General features: G+C 71.7%; 13 protein-coding genes. 6 read left to right on the forward strand and 7 right to left on the reverse strand.

The features are described 5' to 3' along the window. Window positions 1-20: 20 nt before the first annotated feature. The 5 genes from P2H44_RS20775 to P2H44_RS20795 form a co-directional block, all read right to left on the reverse strand. Window positions 21-2,711 carry a LuxR C-terminal-related transcriptional regulator gene (locus P2H44_RS20775; RefSeq protein ID WP_275766706.1) on the reverse strand — a complete coding sequence of 897 codons (2,691 nt, stop codon included), beginning with the start codon at window positions 2,709-2,711 and terminating at the stop codon, window positions 21-23. A gap of 277 nt (window positions 2,712-2,988) precedes the next feature. Further along, window positions 2,989-4,095, reverse strand: coding sequence for a TRAP transporter substrate-binding protein DctP (gene dctP, locus P2H44_RS20780; protein WP_275766708.1), 1,107 nt, complete (start codon window positions 4,093-4,095; stop codon window positions 2,989-2,991). Window positions 4,096-4,163: 68 nt separating this feature from the next. Next, window positions 4,164-5,477: a TRAP transporter large permease gene (locus P2H44_RS20785; protein WP_275766710.1), complete on the reverse strand. Its 1,314-nt coding sequence runs from the start codon at window positions 5,475-5,477 to the stop codon at window positions 4,164-4,166. Then, window positions 5,474-6,013: a TRAP transporter small permease gene (locus P2H44_RS20790; RefSeq protein ID WP_275766713.1), complete on the reverse strand. Its 540-nt coding sequence runs from the start codon at window positions 6,011-6,013 to the stop codon at window positions 5,474-5,476. Before P2H44_RS20790 ends, P2H44_RS20785 begins: the two co-directional genes overlap by 4 nt. A gap of 137 nt (window positions 6,014-6,150) precedes the next feature. Then, on the reverse strand, window positions 6,151-9,555 hold the full coding sequence (locus P2H44_RS20795; protein ID WP_275766715.1) for a P-loop NTPase fold protein: 3,405 nt from the start codon (window positions 9,553-9,555) through the stop codon (window positions 6,151-6,153). Between the two features lie 115 nt (window positions 9,556-9,670). Between P2H44_RS20795 and P2H44_RS20800 the strand changes: the two genes are divergently transcribed. Continuing rightward, a complete protein-coding gene (locus P2H44_RS20800; protein ID WP_275766718.1) occupies window positions 9,671-10,363 on the forward strand; it encodes a fumarylacetoacetate hydrolase family protein in 693 nt (230 codons plus the stop codon). A gap of 22 nt (window positions 10,364-10,385) precedes the next feature. Here P2H44_RS20800 and P2H44_RS20805 read toward each other — a convergent pair whose 3' ends face one another. Further along, the gene (locus tag P2H44_RS20805) at window positions 10,386-11,312 is read right to left on the reverse strand and encodes a LysR family transcriptional regulator (protein ID WP_275766721.1); all 927 of its coding nucleotides are present in this window, start codon (window positions 11,310-11,312) and stop codon (window positions 10,386-10,388) included. Continuing rightward, window positions 11,312-11,824: a hypothetical protein gene (locus tag P2H44_RS20810; protein ID WP_275766723.1), complete on the reverse strand. Its 513-nt coding sequence runs from the start codon at window positions 11,822-11,824 to the stop codon at window positions 11,312-11,314. The genes P2H44_RS20805 and P2H44_RS20810 overlap by 1 nt, the downstream gene beginning before the upstream one ends. Window positions 11,825-11,995: 171 nt before the next feature. Here P2H44_RS20810 and P2H44_RS20815 point away from each other — a divergent pair, with 171 nt between their 5' ends. The 5 genes from P2H44_RS20815 (at window position 11,996) to P2H44_RS20835 (ending at window position 21,316) form a co-directional block, all read left to right on the forward strand. Further along, on the forward strand, window positions 11,996-13,612 hold the full coding sequence (locus P2H44_RS20815) for an ABC transporter substrate-binding protein (RefSeq protein WP_275766725.1): 1,617 nt from the start codon (window positions 11,996-11,998) through the stop codon (window positions 13,610-13,612). A gap of 25 nt (window positions 13,613-13,637) precedes the next feature. Further along, complete coding sequence (locus P2H44_RS20820) at window positions 13,638-14,642, forward strand: ABC transporter permease (RefSeq protein ID WP_275766726.1); 1,005 nt, start codon at window positions 13,638-13,640, stop codon at window positions 14,640-14,642. Further along, entirely contained in the window at window positions 14,639-15,550 is a 912-nt protein-coding gene (locus P2H44_RS20825) for an ABC transporter permease (protein ID WP_275766728.1), read from the forward strand. Before P2H44_RS20820 ends, P2H44_RS20825 begins: the two co-directional genes overlap by 4 nt. A gap of 14 nt (window positions 15,551-15,564) precedes the next feature. Continuing rightward, window positions 15,565-17,193, forward strand: coding sequence for a dipeptide ABC transporter ATP-binding protein (locus P2H44_RS20830; RefSeq protein WP_275766730.1), 1,629 nt, complete (start codon window positions 15,565-15,567; stop codon window positions 17,191-17,193). Window positions 17,194-17,506: 313 nt separating this feature from the next. Further along, the gene (locus tag P2H44_RS20835) at window positions 17,507-21,316 is read left to right on the forward strand and encodes an FG-GAP-like repeat-containing protein (RefSeq protein WP_275766731.1); all 3,810 of its coding nucleotides are present in this window, start codon (window positions 17,507-17,509) and stop codon (window positions 21,314-21,316) included. Window positions 21,317-21,431: the final 115 nt, after the last annotated feature.

Raw genomic sequence — 21,431 nt, forward strand, 5'->3', positions numbered from 1 at the left:
GCCCGGGGCGCCGGCGCTTTTCAGGCCAGCACGCCCATCCGCCGCGCCACCGCCACCGCCTGGGTGCGGTTGCGCGCGTCGAGCTTGGAGTTGATCGAGCGCAGGTGCGTGCGCACGGTGCTGTCCGAGACGCCCAGCCGCGAGGCGATGGTGGCGTTGGGAAGCCCCTCGGACAGCAGGCGCAGCACCTCTCGCTCCTTGGGCGTCAGCGCCTCGATGGGGGCGGAGAGCATCGGCTCGGGCGCGTCCTGCCCGGCCGGCGCGCGGCGCGGGGGCGCCATGGCCGCGGTCAGATCCTCGAGCCAGGCGCGGAAATGCGGATCGCGGGCCGCGCCGCCGGCGCCGAGGGCGGCGCGCCGGTTGGCGACCGCGCGGATCGCCTCGGCCAGCGGCTCGCCCTCGTCGAGGATCATGCGCATCGCGCCCTCGCGGGCCGCGTCTGCGAGCGGCCGCTCCAGCCAGGCGGCGGCGGTCTCGTATTCGCCCGCCCCGTGGTGGGCGGCGCCGGCCAGCAGGCGCAGGTGCAGGGCGCGGCGGTGACGGCCCGAGGCGGCGGCCGCGGCGATCTCGCGTCGCAGGATCGGCAACGCCTCGGCCGCGCGGCCCTCGTGCAGGGCGAGGCGCACGCGCCCGACCTCCGGGTACTCGGTGTCGTTGGCGCGCAGGCGCAGGGCGGCGACGCGGCGCCAGACGTCCGGGTCGTCGGCGCGGCGGAGCTGCTCGCGCGCTTCGTCGAGGTGGCCGCGCAGCATCAGGTGGCGCGCCCGCTCCAGCCGGGCCGAGGCCGCGACGCGCGGCAGGCCGCGCCGCTCGGCATGGTGCTCCAGCTCTCCCAGCAGGCCCATGGCGGCGTCGGCGTCCCCGTCCCCGTCGGCGATGCGCGACAGCATCACGTGGCCGATGATGGTGTGGTCCACCAGCCCGAGGTCCCGCGTGGTCGGCAGGTGCAGGTGGAACAGGTGCGCCGCGCGGCGCAGGTCGTTGCGTTCGTAGAGCGAGATGGCGTGCAGCATCGCCGCCCAGGCGTTCACCCCGTTGCGGCTGAGCGGGTCGTCGCGCCCCGCGGCCAGCGCCAGGCGGAAGCGGGCGCCGGCGTCGCGCATCCGCCCCTCGAGCCAGTCGATGATCCCCTCGGTCGCGTCGGCGAAGAGGGCGCTGAATCCCGCTTGGCGCTCCGACCCGCCGACCTCGCGGCGCACCTCCAGCAGGGCGCGGCGCGCGTCGTCGAAGGCGCCCACGCCCAGGAACACGGTGGCGAGCGAGTTGGCGAGCGAGGCCGCCGCGTAACGGCTGTCGAGGCGGGGCCCGTCCATCGCCTCGCGCGCGAGCGCCGCGGCGGCGGGATAGTCGTCGGAGATGCTGAGCACCAGGATTCGGGCCGCACGCGCCTCGGCCGCGATCTGCTCGCGGGGGTCGGCCTCGATGCCGGTCGCGTCCAGCAGCTCCCCCGTCGCGCGGGGACCGCGGGTGAAGCACAGCGCCCAGGCGCGGATCAGGTGCAGCTCCGGCCGTCCCTCGAAGGCCCGGGCGTCGAGCGCGTCGAACCAGCGGGTCAGCAGGCGCATGCGCCCCTGCTCGAGGAACCCGCGCGCGTGCTGGGAGAGGAGATCGGCGGCGAGCGCCATGTCCCCGCCCTCGATCGCGTGGTCGATCGCCGGCGCCGCGCGACCGGCCGCGAGATACCAGCGCGCGGCGGCCCGGTGCAGGGCGGGCTTCTCCTGCGGCATCCGGCGGTCGAGCTGGGCGCGCAGGAACGAGGCGAACAGCGAATGGTAGCGATAGGCGCCGTCGTCGGGCGTCAGCAGCACGTTGCCCGCGGCCAGCGCCTCGAGGATCGCGGCCGAACCGCCGGGCGGATGCAGCGCGTCGCACAGCCCGGGGTCGAGCCGCGGCAGGATCGAGGTGCGCAGCAGGAACTGCACCCGCTCGGGCGGCTGGGCCGAGAGCACGTCCTCGGCCAGGTACTCCGCCACCGCCCCGTCGGAGCCCGAGAAGCGGGCGACGAAGTCCGAGGCCTCGCCCTGCCGCTCGAGCGCGATGGAGGCGAGGCGCACGGCGGCGGGCCAGCCCTCGGTCTTGTCCTGGAGCCGTGCGAGATCCTCGGCCGCCAGGCGCAGGCCGCGGGCGCGGGTCAGGAACTCGGTGGTCTCGGGACCCGAGAAGCGCAGGTCGCCGGCGTCGAACTCCTGCAGCAGGCCCTGGGCGCGCAGGCGGCCGAGCCCGAGGTCGGGCGGCGTGCGGGAGCCGACGACCAGCCGCGCGCCCGGCGGAAAGGCCTGGATCAGCTCGCGCACCAGCGAGAGCACGGCGTCGTCGGAGACGAACTCGAAATCATCCAGGAACAGCGCGAAGGCCGTGGGGTGGCGCGCCAGCCGGTCGAGCAGCGCGAGCCAGCCCTCCCCGCCCCCGCCGTCGCCCTCGGGCGGCTCGATCCCCAGTTCCGCGAGCGCCGCCATCAGCCCGGTCGAAAAGCGCGAGGCGTCGTTGTCGCCGTTGTCGAGCGCGAGCCAGGCGGTGCGCAGGCCGCGGGCGGCGAGCGCCTCGCGGCACTCGGCCATCAGCATGGTCTTGCCGAAGCCGGAGGGGGCGCGCAGCACCGTCAGGCGGGCGCCGGGGGCGGCGAGGAACCGCTCCGCCAGCCGCCGGCGGGACAGGTGATCCGACGTGATCGAGGGGGGTCGCAATTTTCCGCCGATGTAGACGCGGGACACGGGGCGTCGCCTCCGACCGGGGATCCGGCGGACCGGCCGGCCGGCGCAGGCTGCGTCGACGCGGAACGAATCCGGGGAGGCGAAGCTGCCCTGCGCGCGCGCCGACGTCCAGCGTCGGCGCGCGCGCAGGGCGATCGTCTCTCCGCGGCGGCGCGATTTGGGAGGCTGGCCGCCGCGGAGCGGGCCGGGACCTTCGGGGAGAGCTTCGGGAGCCCCCCGTCAGACCGCGGCCCGGACCCTGACCGGGATTGGGATCAGGGTCGTGGGCGCATCAGGCTCAGGGCTGGACCTTGGAGTAGATCTCGCGCTCCATCGCCTCGATCAGGGCTTCCTTGTCGCCGCCCGTCTCGTCGACGATCTTCTGCCACTTCTCGGCCAGCGCCACGACGTTGGCGATGCGGGCCTCGGGGTCCTTGGCGCCCAGCTTCTGCGACTGGGCGAGGTCCTCGTCGCGCTCGGCGATGCGGGCCTCCTCGAGCTTGGCCTTGATGTCGTCCTCGGGCTCGAGGAAGGTCACGCCGTGCTCCTCGACCGCCAGCTTGCGGGCCTTCTCGCCCTCGGCGAAGTAGGCGTAGGCGCTGTCGGCGGCCAGGCGCGCGCGCTCGGCCAGCATGGCCTTCTGCTGCTCTTCCGAGAGGCTCTCGAACTTCGACTCGGACATCATCGTCAGCACGCCGGCGAACAGGCCGAGGGGCATGTCGAGGATGTACTTGGCGCTGTCCCACCAGGAGTAGTCCATGATGAACGTGTCGATGCCGGTGGTGCAGTCGACCTGCCCGCGCTCCAGCGCCTCGTAGCCGTCGGTGACGGGCATGGCGACCGGCACCGCGCCCCACTTGGCCAGCATCCGGCCCAGGACGCCCGTGGCGCGGACCTTCTTGCCCTCGAGCTGGGCGAGGTTCGCCACCGGCTCGCGGCACATCAGGTACTGGGAGGGCAGCGAGAAGACGTTGTAGTTGAACGCGCCGAACTCGGCGAGCTCCTCCTCGCAGCCCTCGCAGCCGATCATCCGGGCCTCGGCCGCGACCGCGGTCATCACGCGGGCGTCGAGGTTGACCAGCGGCAGGTTGGTGACCAGCACCGAGTTCGGCAGGTCCTGCGCGCCGTAGAGGTCGGCCATGAAGCCCATGTCGGCCAGGCCGTCGCGGATCGCGGGGGGCATGGCGCCGTGCTTGGCGACGGTGCCGCCCCAGAAGAAGTTGACGTTGATGTCATGCTCGGCCAGGCGCTCGGCCCAGGGCTTCAGCGCCGGCTCGACCGTGACGTTGGTCGAGGGGATGTGCGTCGCGTAGGCGATGTCGGCGGCGGTCGCGGGCGCGCCCAGCGTGGCGGCGAGCGCGACGGCGGCGGCGGACGTGGTCAGCAGGGACTTCAGGCCGGTCATGGATTTCCTCCGGGCATGGGATGGGAGGGCGGGCCTCGGGCGCCCGCCTTCTGCGTTCTTGGACGGCCCTAGCGGGCCATCAGGTTGGGAAGCCACAGCGACAGCTGCGGGAAGGCGATCAGCAGGCCCATGATGACCACCTCGGCCATCAGGAACCACGAGACGCCCTTGAAGATCGTGCCCAGCGGCACCCGCTCGCCCAGCGCGGCCTTGACCACGAAGACGTTCAGTCCGACGGGGGGCGTCAGCATCCCGATCTCGATCATCTTCACGATGATCACCCCCATCCAGATCATGTCGAGGTCGGCCGCGCGGAACAGCGGCAGCAGGATCGGCAGGGTGACGAGCATGATCCCGATCGGGTCGAGGAACGCGCCCAGGATCAGGTAGACCACGACCAGCGCCATGATGATCATCAGCGGCGACAGCTCGGCGGTCTGGGAGATCATCATCATGTAGGCCGGGAAGCCCGACAGCGCGAGGAAGCGCGTCAGCAGCGAGGCGCCCAGCGCGATGAAGAAGATCGAGCCCAGCGCGCCCACCGTGTCGCCGATCATCTCGCGCAGCGTCTGCTTGGTCAGCGTGCCGCGGACGAGGCAGAGCAGGATCGCCGAGACCGCGCCCAGCGCCGCCGCCTCGGTCGCCGTCGCCACGCCCGAGTAGATCGAGCCGATGACCGCCACGATCAGCACCGGCACCGGCCAGATCGTGCCCAGCACGCGCATCTTCTCGCCGAAGCTGGTCACGCGGGTGTCGCGGGGCGCCATCTCGGGCTTCACCACCGCGATCGAGAGGACCAGCAGCGCGTAGGCGCCGGCCGTCAGCAGGCCCGGGATGATGCCCGCGATCAGCAGCGTGCCGATCGAGGTCTGGGTGTACCAGCCGAAGATCACGAAGATGATCGAGGGCGGGATCAGCGCGCCCAGCGTGCCCGCCGCGGCCACCACGCCGGTGGCGAGCGCGGGGCTGTAGTTCGACTTCAGCATCTCGGGCACGGCGATGCGCGCCATCGCGGCCGAGGAGGCGACCGAGGAGCCCGAGGCCGCCGCGAACACCGCCGAGGCCATGTTGGTGGCGATGGCGAGCCCGCCGGGCAGCCGCCCGAACCACACCCGCATCGCCTCGAACAGCGACGCGGTCAGCCCGCCGCGGAAGGCGGCCGCGCCCATCAGCAGGAACATCGGCACGGCCGACAGCGACCAGTGGGCGCCGAACTCGTAGGGCGCGGTCTTCAGCGCGCCCCAGGCGGCGTCGAAGCCGCGCACGTAGGCGATGCCGGCGAAGGAGACGATGCCCAGCGCCACCGCGATCGGCACGCGGATGGCGAACAGGACCAGCAGCGCGGCCAGCGCCGTCAGGACGATCTGGATCGAGTCGCTCACAGGAAGGCCTCGGGGTTCTCGTGATGGTCGTCGCGCCCGGGGCGCAGCAGGTCGGCCAGGAAGCTGGTGATGGTGGCGAGCGCGATCAGCACGCCGCCGAAGGCCATGATCCAGTAGGAGGGCCAGATCGGCATGTCGAAGAAGATCACGTCGCGGAATGTGCCCTTCTCGGTCTGGCGCATCGTCTCCTGGATCGCGGCGACGGCGAAGGCGGAGCAGAAGATCGCGGTCAGAGCCGAGGCGATCAGGTCGGTCGCGCGCAGCATTCCCTTGGGGAACAGCTTGGCGAAGATCTCGACCTTGATGTGCTCGCGCGCGCGCTGGACGAGGGCGAGCGCGAGGAACACGACCGAGGTCATGTAATAGTTCTCGACGATCTCAAGGGTGCCGGTGAAGGGGCTGTGGAACAGCCAGCGCGCGAGCGTGTCGGCGCAGATGTGCAGCATCATCGCGACGAGGGCCAGGATCGTGCCCGCCGCGCCCACGCGCGACAGCCAGAACCCGATCCTGTCGAGCAGGTCGAGCAACGACGTCAATGTTTCCTCCCGTTCGACGCATTGCGGGCGCCGGTTAGTTGAACGGTTAAGGAAGCCGGAGGCGGGAGGGATCGTCCGAAGCGACGAGCGGGGGTGCGGCGTGGAGGCAGGGGGCGGTCAGGGAGAGGAGAGGGCGCTCAGACCGCGCGGCCGAAATGGAACGAATAGCGCGAGGCCTCGACGACGATCACCGCGCGCGCATCCGGATCGACGCCGTCCATCGCCGAGAAGCCGTCGGCCAGGATGCGGCGTTGCTCGGGATCTTCGATGGAGTCCCAGAAGGCCCGACGGCGATCGAACTCCGGGCGTTCCCCATCGGGCAGGCCCGCGCCGTCGCCGGGCCTGTGGTCCGGGCCGGAGAGATCGCTCGCCAGCCCGCTCCATGACCAGGTGTAGTCGCCCTGCAGAACGTCCCCGAGCAATGCCGTTTGACGCGCGTCCAGCCCCGTCTCCAGGGAAAGCCAGAACAGGGTCGCGAGGAATGGAGGCGCCGAGCCGTCCGACGGCGACAGAAACGCCTCGAGATCCTCCCCCCGTCGCCGCGACCGCAGCAGCCGGTAGAGGTTCACGAACCGTTTCGCCGTCCGCGGGGAGCGGCCGACGAGGGGGCCCAGCGCCTCGATGGCGTCGAGCTCGGCGCGGGTGAGGGTGACGCGCTCCAGCACCTGCTCGGGCGTCTCCTCGCGCGGCCAGACGGCGGAGAGGTCGACCAGAGGCAGCGCGGGCGCGGCGCCTTCGGAGGTGGCGTCGCCCGGATCGGCGCGTCCGTCGGCGGCGTCGTCTGGGCGGCCCGGCTCCGTGTCGCGACCCGGCGCGGCGGGGTCGCCGGGACGCTCCTGCACCGGGCCGACGAGCTCGGCGACGAGGCGGGAATAGCCGCCGCCCTCGCCCAGCGCCATCGGGCGCAGGCGGAAGGGGATCTGGAAGATCTTCTCGAGGTAGTCGGCCACGCTGGGGCGGCCGTCGGGCGCGGAGCCGGCGGCGAGCTGCTTCTCGTAGAAGCGCGACAGCGCCCCCTCGACCCAGCGCGCGTCCACGCCCACCACCACCACGAACAGATCGAAGGCCAGCAGCAGGTGGATCGCCTCCAGCACCTCGACCACCTGCTCGTCCCGGCAGCGGTCGAGATCGTCGATGTAGAGGACGATGCGCTCGATCTGCGGCAGCCGCTCGGGGGCGGCGCCGATGCGGGCGGCGGCGTCCTCGCGCTGCTTCGGATTGCGGGGGGCGAGCAGGTCGGCCATCAGCTCGAAGTCCGAGCGGATCTGGGAGAGCAGCCCGAGGTGCTTGCGGTAGCCCTCGGCGCGGGCGCGCTCCTCGATGAACTGGGCGAGCATCTCGGCGGGCTCCTCGCCGCGGCGCATGGCCTCCAGCCGCTCCCGCTCGCGCCGGCGGGCGTCGAGGTCGTCCTGGGCGCGCAGGCGCTCGGCCTCCAGCCGGGCGAGATCCGCCTCCAGCCGTCGCCGCCCCGCCTCGGCGCGGGCCAGCGCCGCGCGGGCCTCCTCCTCGGCGGCGGCGAGGGCGTCGAGGGCGGCGTTGGCGCGCCGGAGGTGGGGGACGACGACGGCGGCGAGCGCGCCGGCGGCGCCCAGCCAGGCCATCCCGTCGGCGAGGAACCCGGCGAGCCACGCGGGCAGCAGGCGTCCGCCCGCCTCCGCGTTCAGCCAGGCCCCCGCCCCGCCCAGGACCAGCAGCGCGCCGGCGGCGAGGACCAGCCAGCCGACGCTGCGCCAGCCGCCCTTCAGCAGCGCGCCGCCCGCCAGCCGCAGCCGCCCGCCGAGGCCCGAGAGCTCCCGCCGCAGGTCCTGGAGCTGCTCGACGCTGTGCAGGGGGGCGGCGAGGCCGGCGGCCTGCAGCGCGTCGAGGCCTTCGCGCGTCTTCGCCTCCAGCAGATCGTCCAGCGCGCGGGGCGCGGCCTGGGCGAGCTTGCGGCGCAGGCAGGCGCGCAGGCGGTCGGCGGCGGCCACCCGGCGCCGCGCCTTCTTCACCGAGGCGTCGGCGGCCCGCACCCCTTCGCGCGCCGCCGTCTCGGCCTGGGCGGCGGAGGCGAGCTTCTCGACCAGGTAGTCCATGCGCCGCGCCTCCTCGGGCGAGGCGCCGCGCGAGAGGCGGTGCAGCTCCCGGAAGATGTGGCTGACCAGCGAGGCCCAGAGATTGGCGTCGAGGTAGTGCCAGGCGTTGAACCACACATGCGCTACGCTCTCGACGAACGGGGGCGAGACGCCCTCGGCCCGCATGGCGGCGGCGGCGGCGCGGTCGGCCTCGGCCGCCTCCTCGATCATGCGCATGAAGGTGGACTTGCCCGAGCCCCAGGGGCCGAAAAGCCCGATGGCGAGGGGCGGACGCGCGGCTTTCAGGCAGATCAGGTCGGCGAGCGCCCTTGCGTCGGCGGCCACCCCCAGCCGGTCGGCGTCGAGCATCGAGCGATCCGCGCCGCGCCGGCGGGCGACGTCGTCGGCGGCGTAGTCGGGGAAGACCAGCCGCACGGGCCGGCGCAGGTTCAGGCCCTGCAGGGGATCGCCCTCGCCCCAGGCCTCGTCCAGCGCGGCGCTCCAGCGGCGGCGGTCGGCGGAGGGGAGGTCGCGGCCGCCCATCTCCTCGACCATCGCGCGCAGGCTCTCGAAGGCGCGGGCGGGCTCGTCGCCCAGCAGGCCGAGGTCGATCCAGGCCTGCCGGCCCGCGGGCGTGGCGACCAGCGCGGCGAGGGTCGCGGCGAGGGCGATCGGCTCCGCCCCCCGCCCGGCGCTTGCCTGCAAGGCGGCGGCGGCGGCGAGCACGTCGAGCAGTTCGGGCGCGAGCAGCGGGGGGCCGTCCGCGTCGGTGGAGGCGAAGGCGGGCTCGGGCGGCTCGGGCAGGACATCGGAGAGATAGCCGGCGAGGTAGGCCGCGTCGTGATCCTCGCCGTGGAGCTCGATGTCCTGGGCGAAGGCGATCAGGGCCGCGAGCAGCGCCGCGGGGGTCAGCAGGCGAAGGGGCGCCTCGCCTCCCTGCGGGTCGGGGACGGTCGCCGCCGCCGCCATCTCGCCGGCCCGGGACAGGGTGTTCGCGAGCGCCATGCCGAAGAGCGGCAGCGGGGGATCGCCGACATGGGCCTCGATCAGCGCGCCCAGCGGCACGGCGCGACCGGCGGCGGAGGCCAGCAGCGCGACGCGGGGGTCTTCGGAGGGGTCGAACTTGTCGGACGCGTCCTCCGAGGACGGGTCCGACGTCTCCGTGAAGGCGGCCTTCGATGCGGCGGGGTCCTCGGCTTCGCTCGACTTGACCCCTGGGCGGTCGCGGAAGGGGCGGCTCATCCGGTCGAGCAGCGAGGCGAGGGCGTATAGGGGGCGCTCGGCGGCGTCGGCGTCCTCCTCCTTCGGGCCGGGGCCGACGATGCGGACGAGCGTGTCGTAGCTGCGGCGCAACTCCTCGGGGTCGAGCTTCTCCAGCACGCCCTGCACGCGCTCGGCCGCCTGGGCGAGGTCGCCCAGCGTGCCTTCGCCCGGATCCTCGACCGCGGCGCGGAGGATCTCCTCGGGTTCCATGGGCGGGGCGCTCGCCACGCGATCTCTCCTTCCCCTGACGCGGCTGGCAGGCTATCGCGAGAGGGCGGCCTCTGTCGCCCTTCGCGCGGCGATTTCCGCCCGCGCGTGCCGACGACCATCTCCGGGAGCCCCCATGTCCGAGCTCGTCATTCCCGCCCCGCCGACGCCGACCGTGGCGGTCGCCGGCGCCTCCGCCCGCTTTCCGGTGCGGCGCATCTTCTGCGTGGGGCGCAATTACGCCGCCCACGCGCGGGAGTTCGGCAACGACCCCGACCGCGAGCCGCCGTTCTTCTTCACCAAGCCCGCCGACGCGGTGGTCGACGACGGCGCGACCGTGCCCTACCCGCCCCAGACCCAGGACCTGCATTTCGAGGGGGAGCTGGTGGTGGCGATCGGCAAGGCCGGCTTCGACGTCTCTGAGGACGATGCGCTGGGCCACGTCTGGGGCTACGCCGCCGGCAACGACCTGACGCGCCGCGACCTGCAGAACCAGGCCAAGGACATGCGCCGGCCGTGGGATTTCGCCAAGGGCTTCGACCGCTCGGCCCTGTGCGGGCCGCTGGTCGCGGCGGCCGAGATGGGCCGGCCCTCGGGCTTCATCCGGCTGAGCGTCAACGGCGAGACGAAGCAGGAGGCGCAGCTCGCCGACATGATCTGGAACGTGGCCGAGGTGATCTCGTTCCTCAGCCGCTCGATGGAGATCGCGCCGGGGGACCTGATCTACACCGGCACGCCGGCGGGCGTGGGGGCGCTGGTGCCCGGCGACGTCTGCACCACCGAGATCGAGGGCCTGCCCTCGGCCACGTTGACCATCGCCGGCGCCTGAGGCGCGGAATTTCCCTGTCGGATCAGGACGTCGCCGGGCGGCTGCGCCCGGCGTCGACCTCCGCCATCGCGGCCAGCGTCGCCTGGAGCTGATGGGCGAAGCGCGCCGGCGCCACGGGCAGCGTGCGCCCGCGCATCTGGCCCAGCAGCAGGTGGGCGGGCGGCACGTCGCGCACCGAGACGGGGCGGGAGACGACCTCCGGCCCGTCCTTCAGCCCCACCGGGATCTGGAAGCCGACGGCCCCTTCATGCAGCACGTAGTGGCGCATGAACTCGAAGGAATCCGCCTCCAGAGACGGACTTAGCCGCATCGAGCGGCCGCGCACAGAGACCTCGAGCAGGTGGCGCACGCCGTAGGGCGCGGTCGGAACCACGTGCGGCCCGGCCAGGCAGTCGCGCAGGCGAAGCTCCCGCCGCGAGGCGAGGGGGTGGTCGGCGGCCATGACCGCGTGGATCGGCTGCTGGAGTGCGAAAAGCACTTCGAACTCAGCGAGATAGACCGGCTCGACCACCAGCGCGAGGTCGGAGCGGAAGGCCGAGAGATCCTCCTCGGCCGAGGCGCGGTCGCGCACATGCACCGAGAAGCTGACGCCCGGATGCTCGCGCCGGTAGGCGGAGATCTGCTCGGGCAGGAAGTAGGGCTGCAGGGCCTGGGAGCAGGCGATGGAGACATGGCCGCGGCGCTCGCCCGAGAGGTCCGCCACCTGCCCCCGAACCCGTTCCAGATCAGAGACTTGCGAGCGGATATGCTGGATCAGCAGCTCGCCCGCGGGGTTCAGGCGCACGCCGCGGGGGAGCCGCTCGAAGATCGGGTAGCCGAACTCGTCCTCGAAGCCGGTGATGCGCCGGTTGAGCGCCGAGGAGGTGATCGCCATGTCCTCGGCCGCCTTGCGGATCGAGCCGGCGCGGGCCACCGCCTCGATCAGGCGCAGGGTCTGGAGATGGCGCATCAGGCGGCCTCGCGGGCTTCGAGCACGGCGCGGGCGTGGGAGAACAGGGCCGTGTGGTTCGTCAGGCTGTTCGGCACGCTCACACCGCGTCCGCCGCGAAAGAACAGCCGGTCCCCGCCCCAGAGCAGGTTGCCGACGCGCACCGCCTCCAGCTCGTCCCAGGAGAAGCGCCGCTCGCCCCGCAGGGCCGAGCGACGCAGCAACCCGCGCGCGTCCCAGACCAGCTCGAGGCGGCCCACCTCGCCCCAGATCCAGACGCCGCCGAAGGCGAAGAGGATCGAGCCGGCGGCGATCCAGGGATCCTTGCCCATCGCCAGCGCGAGCAGCCCGCCCAGGCCGAAGAACGCTGCGCAGAACAGCCCCAGGACCTGCACGCGCATCGGCCCCAGCGCCTCCTGCTCGCCGGCGGTCAGGCGGGCCGGCGCCTCGGCGGCGCGGCGGCTGCGCCGGTAGCCGGCGACGCCGATCGCCAGGCCGAGGCCGGCATAGAGCGCCCATCGCCAGTCATCCATCCGCCTGCGCTCCCACTCGCTTTCCTCGGCCCACCTTCGACCGCTGCATTTACCGAAGCGGATCTCTGCGAAAATAGCAATGGATGCGATCACTCCGCGCGCGCACGCTTTCGGCAGACCTGCGGCGCGCCAGAACGCCGCGAATCCAGCGGGACCGACAAGGAGAGCGACATGGGCCTGGACACGAGCCGACGGGGATTTCTGAAGGGCGGCGGAACCGTCGCCCTGGGCGCCGCGGCGCTGCCCTTCCTGAAGTTCCTGCCCGCGCAGGCGGCCGGGAACGACACGGTGGTCGTGGTGATGGGCCAGACCATCAACAGCCTGGACCTGCACCGCACCGGCACCAACCGGCCCAGCTACCAGGTCGCGGTCAACTGCTATGACCGGCTGGTCAGCTTCGGCACCAAGACGATGCCCGACGGCTCGCTGTCCTACGACTACTCGCAGATCGTGCCCGAGCTGGCCGAGAGCTGGACGATCTCCGAGGACGGCAAGACGATCACCTTCACGCTGAAGGACGAGGCGGTTTTCCAGGACGGCTCGCCCGTCACCGCCGAGGACGTGAAGTGGTCCTTCGACCGGGCGGTCAGCGTCGGCGGCTTCCCCACGGTGCAGATGAAGGCCGGCGGGCTGGAGCGGCCGGACCAGTTCGAGGCCGTCGACGAGAAGACCTTCGTGGTGAAGCTCGACAAGCCCTCGAAGCTGTCGCTGCCCGACCTCGCGGTGCCGGTGCCCTTCGTGCTGAACGCGAAGATCGCCAAGGCGCACGTCACCGAGGCCGACCCCTGGGCGATGGAGTACGTGCACAAGAACACCATCGGCTCGGGCGCCTACAAGGTGGTGCGCTGGGATCCGGGCCAGCAGCTGGTCTACGAGCGCAACGACAAGTGGACCGGCGGCCCCCTGCCCGGCGCCCAGCGCGTGGTGCTGCGCGAGGTGCCCAGCCAGGCCACCCGCCGCGCGCTGATCGAGCGCGGCGACGTGCAGATGTCGTGGAACATCCCCAACAAGGACGCCTCGGAGCTGGACGGCAAGGTCGAGGTCTATTCGACCCCCATCGAGAACGCGATCTACTGCGTCACGCTCAACACCAACTTCGAGCCCTTCACCGACCCCGACGTGCGCAAGGCGGTGGCCTACGCGATCCCCTACGAGGAGATCTTCAAGACCGCCGCCTACGGGCGCGGGGTGCCGATGTGGGGCGGCACGCCGACGGTCGACGACATCACGTGGCCGCAGCCGAGCCCCTATGCGTTCGACATGGACAAGGCCAAGGCGCATCTCGAGAAATCGGGCTTCGCCGGCGGGTTCGAGGTGCCGTTCTCGATCGACCTGGGCCAGTCCGACTGGATGGAGCCCGCGGCCCTGCTGATCCAGGAGAACCTGGCCAAGCTCGGCATCAAGACCGAAATCGACAAGATCCCGGGCGCGAACTGGCGCACGGCGAGCCTGGTCGAGAAGCGGCTGCCGCTGGCGCTGGAGACCTTCGGCGGCTGGCTGAACTATCCCTGCTACTACTTCTTCTGGGCCTATCTCGACGGGCACCTGTTCAACGCCTCGAATTACCGCAACGAGGAGATCGAGACGCTGGTCGACGAGACGCTGCACCTGCCCGTGGAGCACCCCGACTACGCGCCCAAGATCAAGCGGATGATCGAGATCGCCTACGAGGACCTGCCCCGCATCCCGCTGTGGCAGCCCGCGCTTTCGGTCGCGATGAACGGGGCCACGGGCTACGAGTACTGGTTCCATCGCGAGCTCGACGCCCGCAAGCTGGCGAAGGCCTGAGGCGATGCCCCGGCGCCTGCGAGCGGTGAGCGCGCGCCTCCTGCAGGCGCTGCCGGTGATCTTCGGCGTCGTGCTGGTCAGCTTCCTGCTGACCCGCGCCCTGCCGGGCGACCCGGCGGCCTATTTCGCGGGCGACGCGGCGGATGCGGCCTCGATCGAGGAGACGCGGGCCAAGCTGGGGCTGGATCGCTCGATGCCCGAGCAGTTCGGGCTCTACGTGGTGCAGCTGGCCCAGGGGGACCTGGGCCAGTCGCTCTCCACCGGGCAGCCGGTGGCCGACGAGCTGGCGCGGCGGCTGCCGGCCTCGCTGGAGCTGACGCTGGTGGCGCTGCTGGTGAGCTGCGGCATCGCGGTGCCGCTGGGGGTGCTGGCCGCCACAAGGCCGGGAAGCTGGGTGGACCACGCCTGCCGGCTGCTGGTGACGGCGGGGGTGAGCCTGCCGACCTTCTTCACCGGCGTGGCCCTGATCTACGTCTTCTATTACCTGACCGGCTGGGCCCCCTCGCCGCTGGGCCGGCTGGACTTCATGTATCTCGAGCCGCCCAGCGTGACCGGGTTCCTGCTGATCGACGCCTTGCTGATCGGGGATTGGGAGACCTGGTTCGCGGCCCTGCGCCAGCTGGTGCTGCCGGCGGCGACGCTGGCGCTGTTCACGCTGGCCCCGATCGCGCGGATGACGCGGGCGGCGATGCTGTCGGCGCTCAGCTCGGACTACATCCGCACCGCGCGGGCGGCGGGGCTGACCTCCCGCAAGGTGCTGTTCGGCTACGCGTTCCGCAATGCGCTGCTGCCCGTGGTGACCACGCTGGGCATGGTGTTCAGCTTCACGCTGGGCGCGAACGTGCTGGTCGAGAAGGTGTTCGCCTGGCCGGGCATCGGCTCCTACGCGGTCGAGGCGCTGGTCGCCTCGGACTACGCGGCGGTGCAGGGGTTCGTGCTGTGCATGGCGATGCTGTTCGTCGTCCTCAACCTGGTGATCGACCTCGCCTACTCGATGATCGATCCGCGCATAGGATTCGACGCCCGATGACCGCGATGTCCGAGATCAAGGCCGAGGCGGCCTCCGAGCCCGACGCCCGGCCCGCCCCGCGGCGCAAGGGGACGCTGGACCACGTGGTCTACGTGCTGCGCGACAACCCCGTGACGCTGCTGGCCTTCGCGATGTTCGCGGTGCTGATGCTGGCGGCGATCCTGGGCCCCTCGCTGGTTCCTTACGATCCGCTGGCGACCGACGCCGCGTCGGCGCTGCAGCCGCCCTCGGCCGCGCACTGGTTCGGGACGGACAACCTGGGGCGCGACGTCTTCTCCCGCGCCATCGTCGCGACGCGGCTGGACCTGACGATCTCGGTCGCCGCGGTGCTGCTGAGCTTCGTGATCGGCTCGGCGCTGGGGGCGGCGGCGGGCTACTGGGGCGGGTGGCTGGACGTGGGGCTGAGCCGGGTGCTCGACACGATCATGGCCTTCCCGCTGTTCGTGCTGGCGATGGGGATCGTGGCGGCGCTGGGCAACACGATCGAGAACATCGTCTACGCCACCGCGATCATCAACATCCCCTTCTACGCCCGCCTGGTGCGGGCCGAGGTGAACATCCGCCGCGAGGCGGGCTTCGCCCTGGCCGCCAAGCTGGCGGGCAACACCGACGTGCGGGTGCTGGCGATGCACATCTTCCCCAACGCCCTGCCCCCGATGATGGTGCAGGTATCGCTGAACCTGGGCTGGGCGATCCTGAACGCGGCCGGGCTGAGCTTCATCGGGCTGGGCGTGCGGCCCCCGACGGCGGAGTGGGGGATCATGGTGGCCGAGGGGGCGAACTTCATCGTCTCGGGCGAGTGGTGGCTGGCGATCTTCCCGGGGCTTTGCCTGATGTTCGCGGTGTTCACCTTCAACCTGCTGGGCGACGGGCTGCGCGACATGGTCGATCCGCGCCGGCGGACGTGAGGGGGGAGAACCTGATGCTGTCGATCAAGGACCTGGCGGTCTCCTTCCGCACCCGGCGGGGCGAGGTCGAGGCGGTGCGGGGCGTGAGCTTCGAGGTGGCCGAGGGCGAGGTGCTGGGCATCGTGGGGGAGAGCGGCTCGGGCAAGTCCGTCACCTCCTACGCGCTGATGCGCATCCTCGACGCGGGCGGGCGGATCAAGGCGGGCGAGGCGGTCTATTCGGGCGTCGACCTGCGCCGGGCGGACGAGCGGGAGATGCAGGGGCTGCGGGGGCGCGAGATTTCGATGATCTTCCAGAACCCGCGGGCGGCGCTGAACCCGATCCGCAAGGTCGGCCATCAGATCGAGGACGTGCTGCGCCGCCACGCGCGGGCGGACGCGCAGAACGCCAGGGCGAAGGCCATCGAGGCGATGGAGGCGGTCAGGATCAACGACGCCGCCGCGCGCTACGACGCCTATCCGTTCGAGCTGTCGGGGGGCATGTGCCAGCGGATCGTCTGCGCCATCGCGCTGGCCTGCGACCCGCGGCTGCTGATCATGGACGAGCCGACCACGGGCCTCGACATCACCACCCAGAAGGCGGTGATGGAACTGGTCACGGAGCTGATCCGGGCGCGGTCGATGAGCGCCATCCTGATCACCCACGACCTCGGCCTCGCCGCGCAGTACTGCGACCGGATCGTGGTGATGAAGGACGGCGCTGTGGTCGAGGCGGGCGATCCCGCGCGCCTGTTCGCGCGGCCCGCGCATCCCTACACCCGCAAGCTGGTGGACGCGACGCCGCGCGAGGGCGCCTCGATCCGCGAGCTGCTGCCGGCGGAGGCGCGCACGCCGGAACCTGCGAGGACCGTCTCGGAGGAGACGCTGCTGTCGGTGCGCGACCTGGCGAAGACCTATGCGGGCAAGTCGGGGCCGGTGCACGCGGTGAAGGGCGTGAGCTTCGACGTGAAGGCGGGCCAGTCGGTGGGGCTGGTGGGCGAGAGCGGATGCGGGAAGTCCACCACCTCCTCGATGGTGGTGCGGCTGCTGGACCCGACCTCCGGCCGGATCCTGTTCCGGGGGGAGGACCTGGCGAAGCGGCCGGCGGCGGGCTTCGCGCGCGATCCGCTGCGCGCGAAGATCCAGATGGTGTTCCAGGACGCCACCGACAGCCTGAACCCGCGCCACACCTCCCGCCAGACCATCGCCGAGCCGTTGCGCGCGATGACGGACCTGCCCGCGAAGGCGCGGGCGGCGCGGGTCGAGGAGCTGGCCGACCTGGTGGGCCTGCCCCGGCCGCTGCTGGACCGGTTCCCCCACCAGCTGTCGGGCGGCCAGAAGGCGCGGGTGGGGATCGCGCGGGCGATCGCGGTGGACCCCGACTTCCTGGTGCTGGACGAGCCGACGGCGGCGCTGGACGTCTCGATCCAGGCGGTGGTGCTGAACCTGCTGGCGGACCTGCGGGCGCGGCTGGGGATGAGCTACCTGTTCGTCAGCCACGACCTGCACGTGGTGCGCCTGCTGTGCGATCACGTGGTGGTGATGAAGGGCGGCGAGATCGTCGAGCAGGGCCCGACCGAGCGGGTGATGACCGCCCCGGCCGACGCCTACACCGCCGAGCTGCTGGCCGCCGCCCCCCGGCCGCCCGCGCGCGACGCCGCCTGAGGCGCAAGGCGCGCGGCTTCCATCGGGCGGAGGCCCGTCCCGTCCTGCGACGACCCCCCGGCCGGACAGGCCGCGGAGGGGGGCGTTTCCGGCTGCGTCGAGACAACATGGCGCGGGTCGGGCGCCGCGACGGCGGCCTGCGATTGTTGACGATTCGTAAGGTCGAAAGATAGGATTGGGTTGAAAGTTAAGCAAAATCGTCGATCGACCGCCTCAAGATGCGGTTCAGCGCAGAGCCGCAGTCTCCTGCGCTCAGACGATTGCGGCGTCCAAACTGGGGGCACTCATGACGAGCTTCGTCAACAAAACGAGCGTGTACTTCCCGACGTACATCAACATCACTCAGACCTATGGCGTCAGCTTCTTCGACGTCAACGGGGACGGGTGGCTCGACATCTACCTCAACCACCATGACGCGCAGCCGGATGCGTTCATGCTGTCGACGGGCATGGGCACCTGGACGACGCAGGAGCTGTACCAGCACTACGACCAGCACATCGCGATCTGGGCCGACTACGACGGCGACGGCCAGCGCGAGATGCTGGAGACGGTGGGCGGCGCGGGCGGCAACGCCACCAACCCCGAGACGTCGTCGAACTTCCTCTACGAGCTGGTCGACGGCCAGCTGGTCAAGCAGGCCGACGGGCTGGGGCTGGAGTATCCCTACGCCTCCGGGCGCACGCCCACGCCCTTCGACTTCGACCGCGACGGGGACGTCGACGTGTTCTTCGGCGCGCGCGAGCGGGGGGACGGGAACTATTCCGCGACGTTCCTGATGCAGGATGACGCGACGGGGGACTTCGCCTCGAACGAGACGTTCCTCGGCTACAACATGGACGACGTCTTCGCCCTGTTCTACGGCGACTTCGACGGCGACCGGGACGTGGACTTCATCGCCTCGGAGTTCCGCAAGAAGACGCGCATCTTCCTGGACGACGGCGACGGGACCTACACGCAGAAGTTCGTCGCCAACCCGGGCAGCGCGACCTCCGAGGTCATCGTCCAGGACTTCAACAACGACCAGATCTCGGACGCGCTGATCATCGCGCCGGGTCAGGCGCAGGAGCTGGTCGTCATCGACGAGCACTCGTTCCGCTTCAAGCTGTTCGACCGCGACATCGGCCCGGCCACCCCCGACCAGCTGATCACCTTCGAGACGGACTCGCCCTTCACGCTGGCGATGTACGGCTGGGGGCAGCAGGTCATCTACGGCGCGGGCAACAACGTCGGCGTCTACGGCGGGCAGCTGTTCGATCCCGACGATCCCGACGTCTACGGCCGTCCCTCGGGCATCGACACGGCCACCAAGGGCACCATCGGCGTGTGGCGCGACGCGGACACGGGCGTGTGGACGATCGAGCTGAACGGGCTGACCGGCACGGTCTACCCCTCGTTCCGGGGCATCGTCACCTCGGAGCAGCCGATCGACGTGATGCCGGCCGAGAAATACGACGTGCTGACCCAGCCCGACACGCTGCTGACGCTGTCGAACGGCAACGGCGGGCGCACGACCACCGACATCGGCGCCGACCTGCCGATCATCGCCGGCTCGGCCGGGGACTTCGACAACGACGGCGACGTGGACGTCTTCGCCCTGGTCGCGGGGCCGGCGCACAACTTCGAGAACGTGCTGTTCGAGAACGACGGGCACGGCAACTTCACCCAGATCCGCGGCGGCGCGGCGGCGCCGAGCACGGGCAAGGGCCTGGCGTGGTCGGCCTCGACCATCGACCTCGACCGCGACGGCTGGCTGGACGTGTTCATCTCCAACGGGCGCGAGCCCGACGGGTTCAACATCGACGGCGGCTACGAGTATTTCGAGAACACCAGCTCGGGCAACGGCAACGGCTGGCTGAAGTTCGACGTGGCCTCGGGCCAGGGCGACGCCGCGCTGCTGGGCTCGTTCGTCTACGTGACCTCGGCGCTGGGCACGCAGATGCGGGTGGTCGACGGCGGCCTGACCCAGCACGGGTCGGACGATCCGCTGCTGCACTTCGGCATGGGCCAGGACCGGCAGGCGGACGAGGTGACCGTCCACTGGCTGGACGGGCTGGAGACCCATGCCGAGTACGTGGGCCTGGAGCAGATCGTGAAGGTCTACCGCTCCGGCGACGCCGAGACGAAGGCGCGCGGCCATGCCGGCGACGACATCCTGGTCGGCACCGAGGGCGCCAACACCATCGACGCGCTGGGCGGCGACGACGTGATCGACGGCCTGGGCGGCGACGACGTGCTGCGCGGCGGCGCGGGCAACGACGTGATCCGCGGCGGCGAGGGGAACGACGTCGGCGACGGGCGCTTCGGCAACGACGTGATCCACGGCGGCGAGGGCGACGCGGACGTGGCGACCTTCCGCGGGAACTTCGCCGACTACAAGATCACCGGCGGCGCGGGCTGGGTGCAGGTCGCGGGTCCCGACGACGTGGACCGGGTGTGGATGGATGTCGAGCAGCTGAAGTTCGACGACGTCACCGTCTCGACCGCGACCTATGCCGAGCTGCCGACCATCGGCCAGGTGGGCACGCTGAGCGTGGAGCAGACCAGCGGCTCGGTCTGGCACACGGTGACCTTCGACCAGCGCATCGAGAACGCGGTGGTGGTGATGGGCCCGCCGAGCGGCGACGAGGGCGATCCGGCCTGGGCGCGGGTGCGCAACGTCACCGCGACGGGCTTCCAGTTCCAGATCGAGGAGTGGGACTACCAGGACGGCGTCCACGCCCCCACGACGGTGAGCTGGATGGCGATGGCCGCGGGCACGCACACGCTGGCCGACGGGCGCACGGTGCGGGCGGGCTCCTCCGAGATCGGCTCGGACCCCGGGGTGGTGAAGCTGGGCGGCTTCGACGCCGCGCCGGCCGTGTTCTCGACCGTCGCGTCGAGCAACGGCGCGCAGTCGGTCGTCTCCCACGTCAGCGCGATCACGGCGGGCGAGTTCAAGCTGCGCGTGCAGGAGCAGGAAAGCGCCGACGGCTATCATCAGCAAGAGACGATCAACTGGATCGCCATGGACGAGGGCGACGGCCTCGCCTCGGTCCCGGGGATGCTGGTGACCACGGGCACGACCTCGGGCGGCGCCGCGAGCATCGACTACAGCGGCGAGGGCCTGGGCGGGAACGCGGCGCTGTTCTACGAGTCCCGCACCGTGCGCGGCTCCGACCCCGTCACGACGCGGGTGACCGACCATTCCGGCGCCACGGCCAGCTTCGCGATCGAGGAGGAGCAGAGCTTCGACGAGGAGACCCAGCACGCCGAGGAAGGCTACTCGGCGATGGCGGTGGCCAACGGGGCGCTGAAGGGGCTGAGCGAGATCTCGCTGCTGGAGGACTGGCAGGCGTTCCAGGTGGGGCGGACGATGGTCTCGACCCCCAGCCGCGACGTCTGGCACACGGTCAGCTTCGACGCGCCGATCGCGGACGCGGTGGTGATGATGGGGGGGCTGACGGCCAACGGCATCGAGGCCGCCCTGACCCAGGTGCGCAACGTCAGCGACACCGGCTTCGAGTTCCGCGTGGCGGAGTGGAACTACCTCGACGGCGCCCATGCCGACGAGTGGGTGAGCTGGATGGCGATGAGCGCGGGCGAGCACACGCTGGCCGACGGGCGCAAGGTGGTGGCGGGCTCCGGCCAGTCGACGCACGAGGCCACGCACACGAGCTTCGGCGGCGCCTTCGACGACGCGCCGCTGGTGTTCGCGCAGCTCGCCTCCGCCCGCGGCGCGCAGCTGACCACGGCGCGGGTCTCCGGGGTGGACCGGGACGGCTTCTCGGTGCGCCTGCAGGAGCAGGAGTCGGCGGACGGGCTTCACGTGGCCGAGCAGGTGGACTGGATCGCCATCGAGGCCGGCGGGAGCGTCGCCGGCGGCATCGTGGCCGACCGCGCCTACGGGGTGACCGACGCCGGGCGCGACATCAGCTTCGGCGGCTCGTTCTCGGGTCAGCCGGCGCTGTTCGCCGACATGCAGACGATGAACGGCGGCGATCCCGCCGACATGCGGCTGGCCTCCTGGAGCCCCTCGGGCATGCGGGTGCTGCTGCAGGAGGAGACCTCGGCCGACGCCGAGACGTTCCATGTCGGGGAGCAGGTCGCCTACCTGGCAATGGACGAAGGCTACCACTACCTGTGAGCCGGAGGGGCGGGGGCCCGGCGCCCCCGCCCTGCCCGCCTCCCGCGCGCGCCCGTCGGCGCCCTCGCATGCGCCCGTCGGCGCCCCTCGCGCGGCGGGCTGCGTAAACGCTTTC

Source organism: Albimonas marina (assembly GCF_029223255.1).
Taxonomy (GTDB): domain Bacteria; phylum Pseudomonadota; class Alphaproteobacteria; order Rhodobacterales; family Rhodobacteraceae; genus Albimonas.

Excerpts from the sequence above, each read along its gene's own strand:
- P2H44_RS20800 (WP_275766718.1), top strand. The coding sequence starts at position 9,671 with ATGTCCGAGCTCGTCATTCCCGCCCCGCCGACGCCGACCGTGGCGGTC.
- P2H44_RS20825 (WP_275766728.1), top strand. The coding sequence starts at position 14,639 with ATGACCGCGATGTCCGAGATCAAGGCCGAGGCGGCCTCCGAGCCCGAC.
- P2H44_RS20810 (WP_275766723.1), bottom strand. The coding sequence starts at position 11,824 with ATGGATGACTGGCGATGGGCGCTCTATGCCGGCCTCGGCCTGGCGATC.
- P2H44_RS20805 (WP_275766721.1), bottom strand. The coding sequence starts at position 11,312 with ATGCGCCATCTCCAGACCCTGCGCCTGATCGAGGCGGTGGCCCGCGCC.
- P2H44_RS20830 (WP_275766730.1), top strand. The coding sequence starts at position 15,565 with ATGCTGTCGATCAAGGACCTGGCGGTCTCCTTCCGCACCCGGCGGGGC.
- P2H44_RS20815 (WP_275766725.1), top strand. The coding sequence starts at position 11,996 with ATGGGCCTGGACACGAGCCGACGGGGATTTCTGAAGGGCGGCGGAACC.
- dctP (WP_275766708.1), bottom strand. The coding sequence starts at position 4,095 with ATGACCGGCCTGAAGTCCCTGCTGACCACGTCCGCCGCCGCCGTCGCG.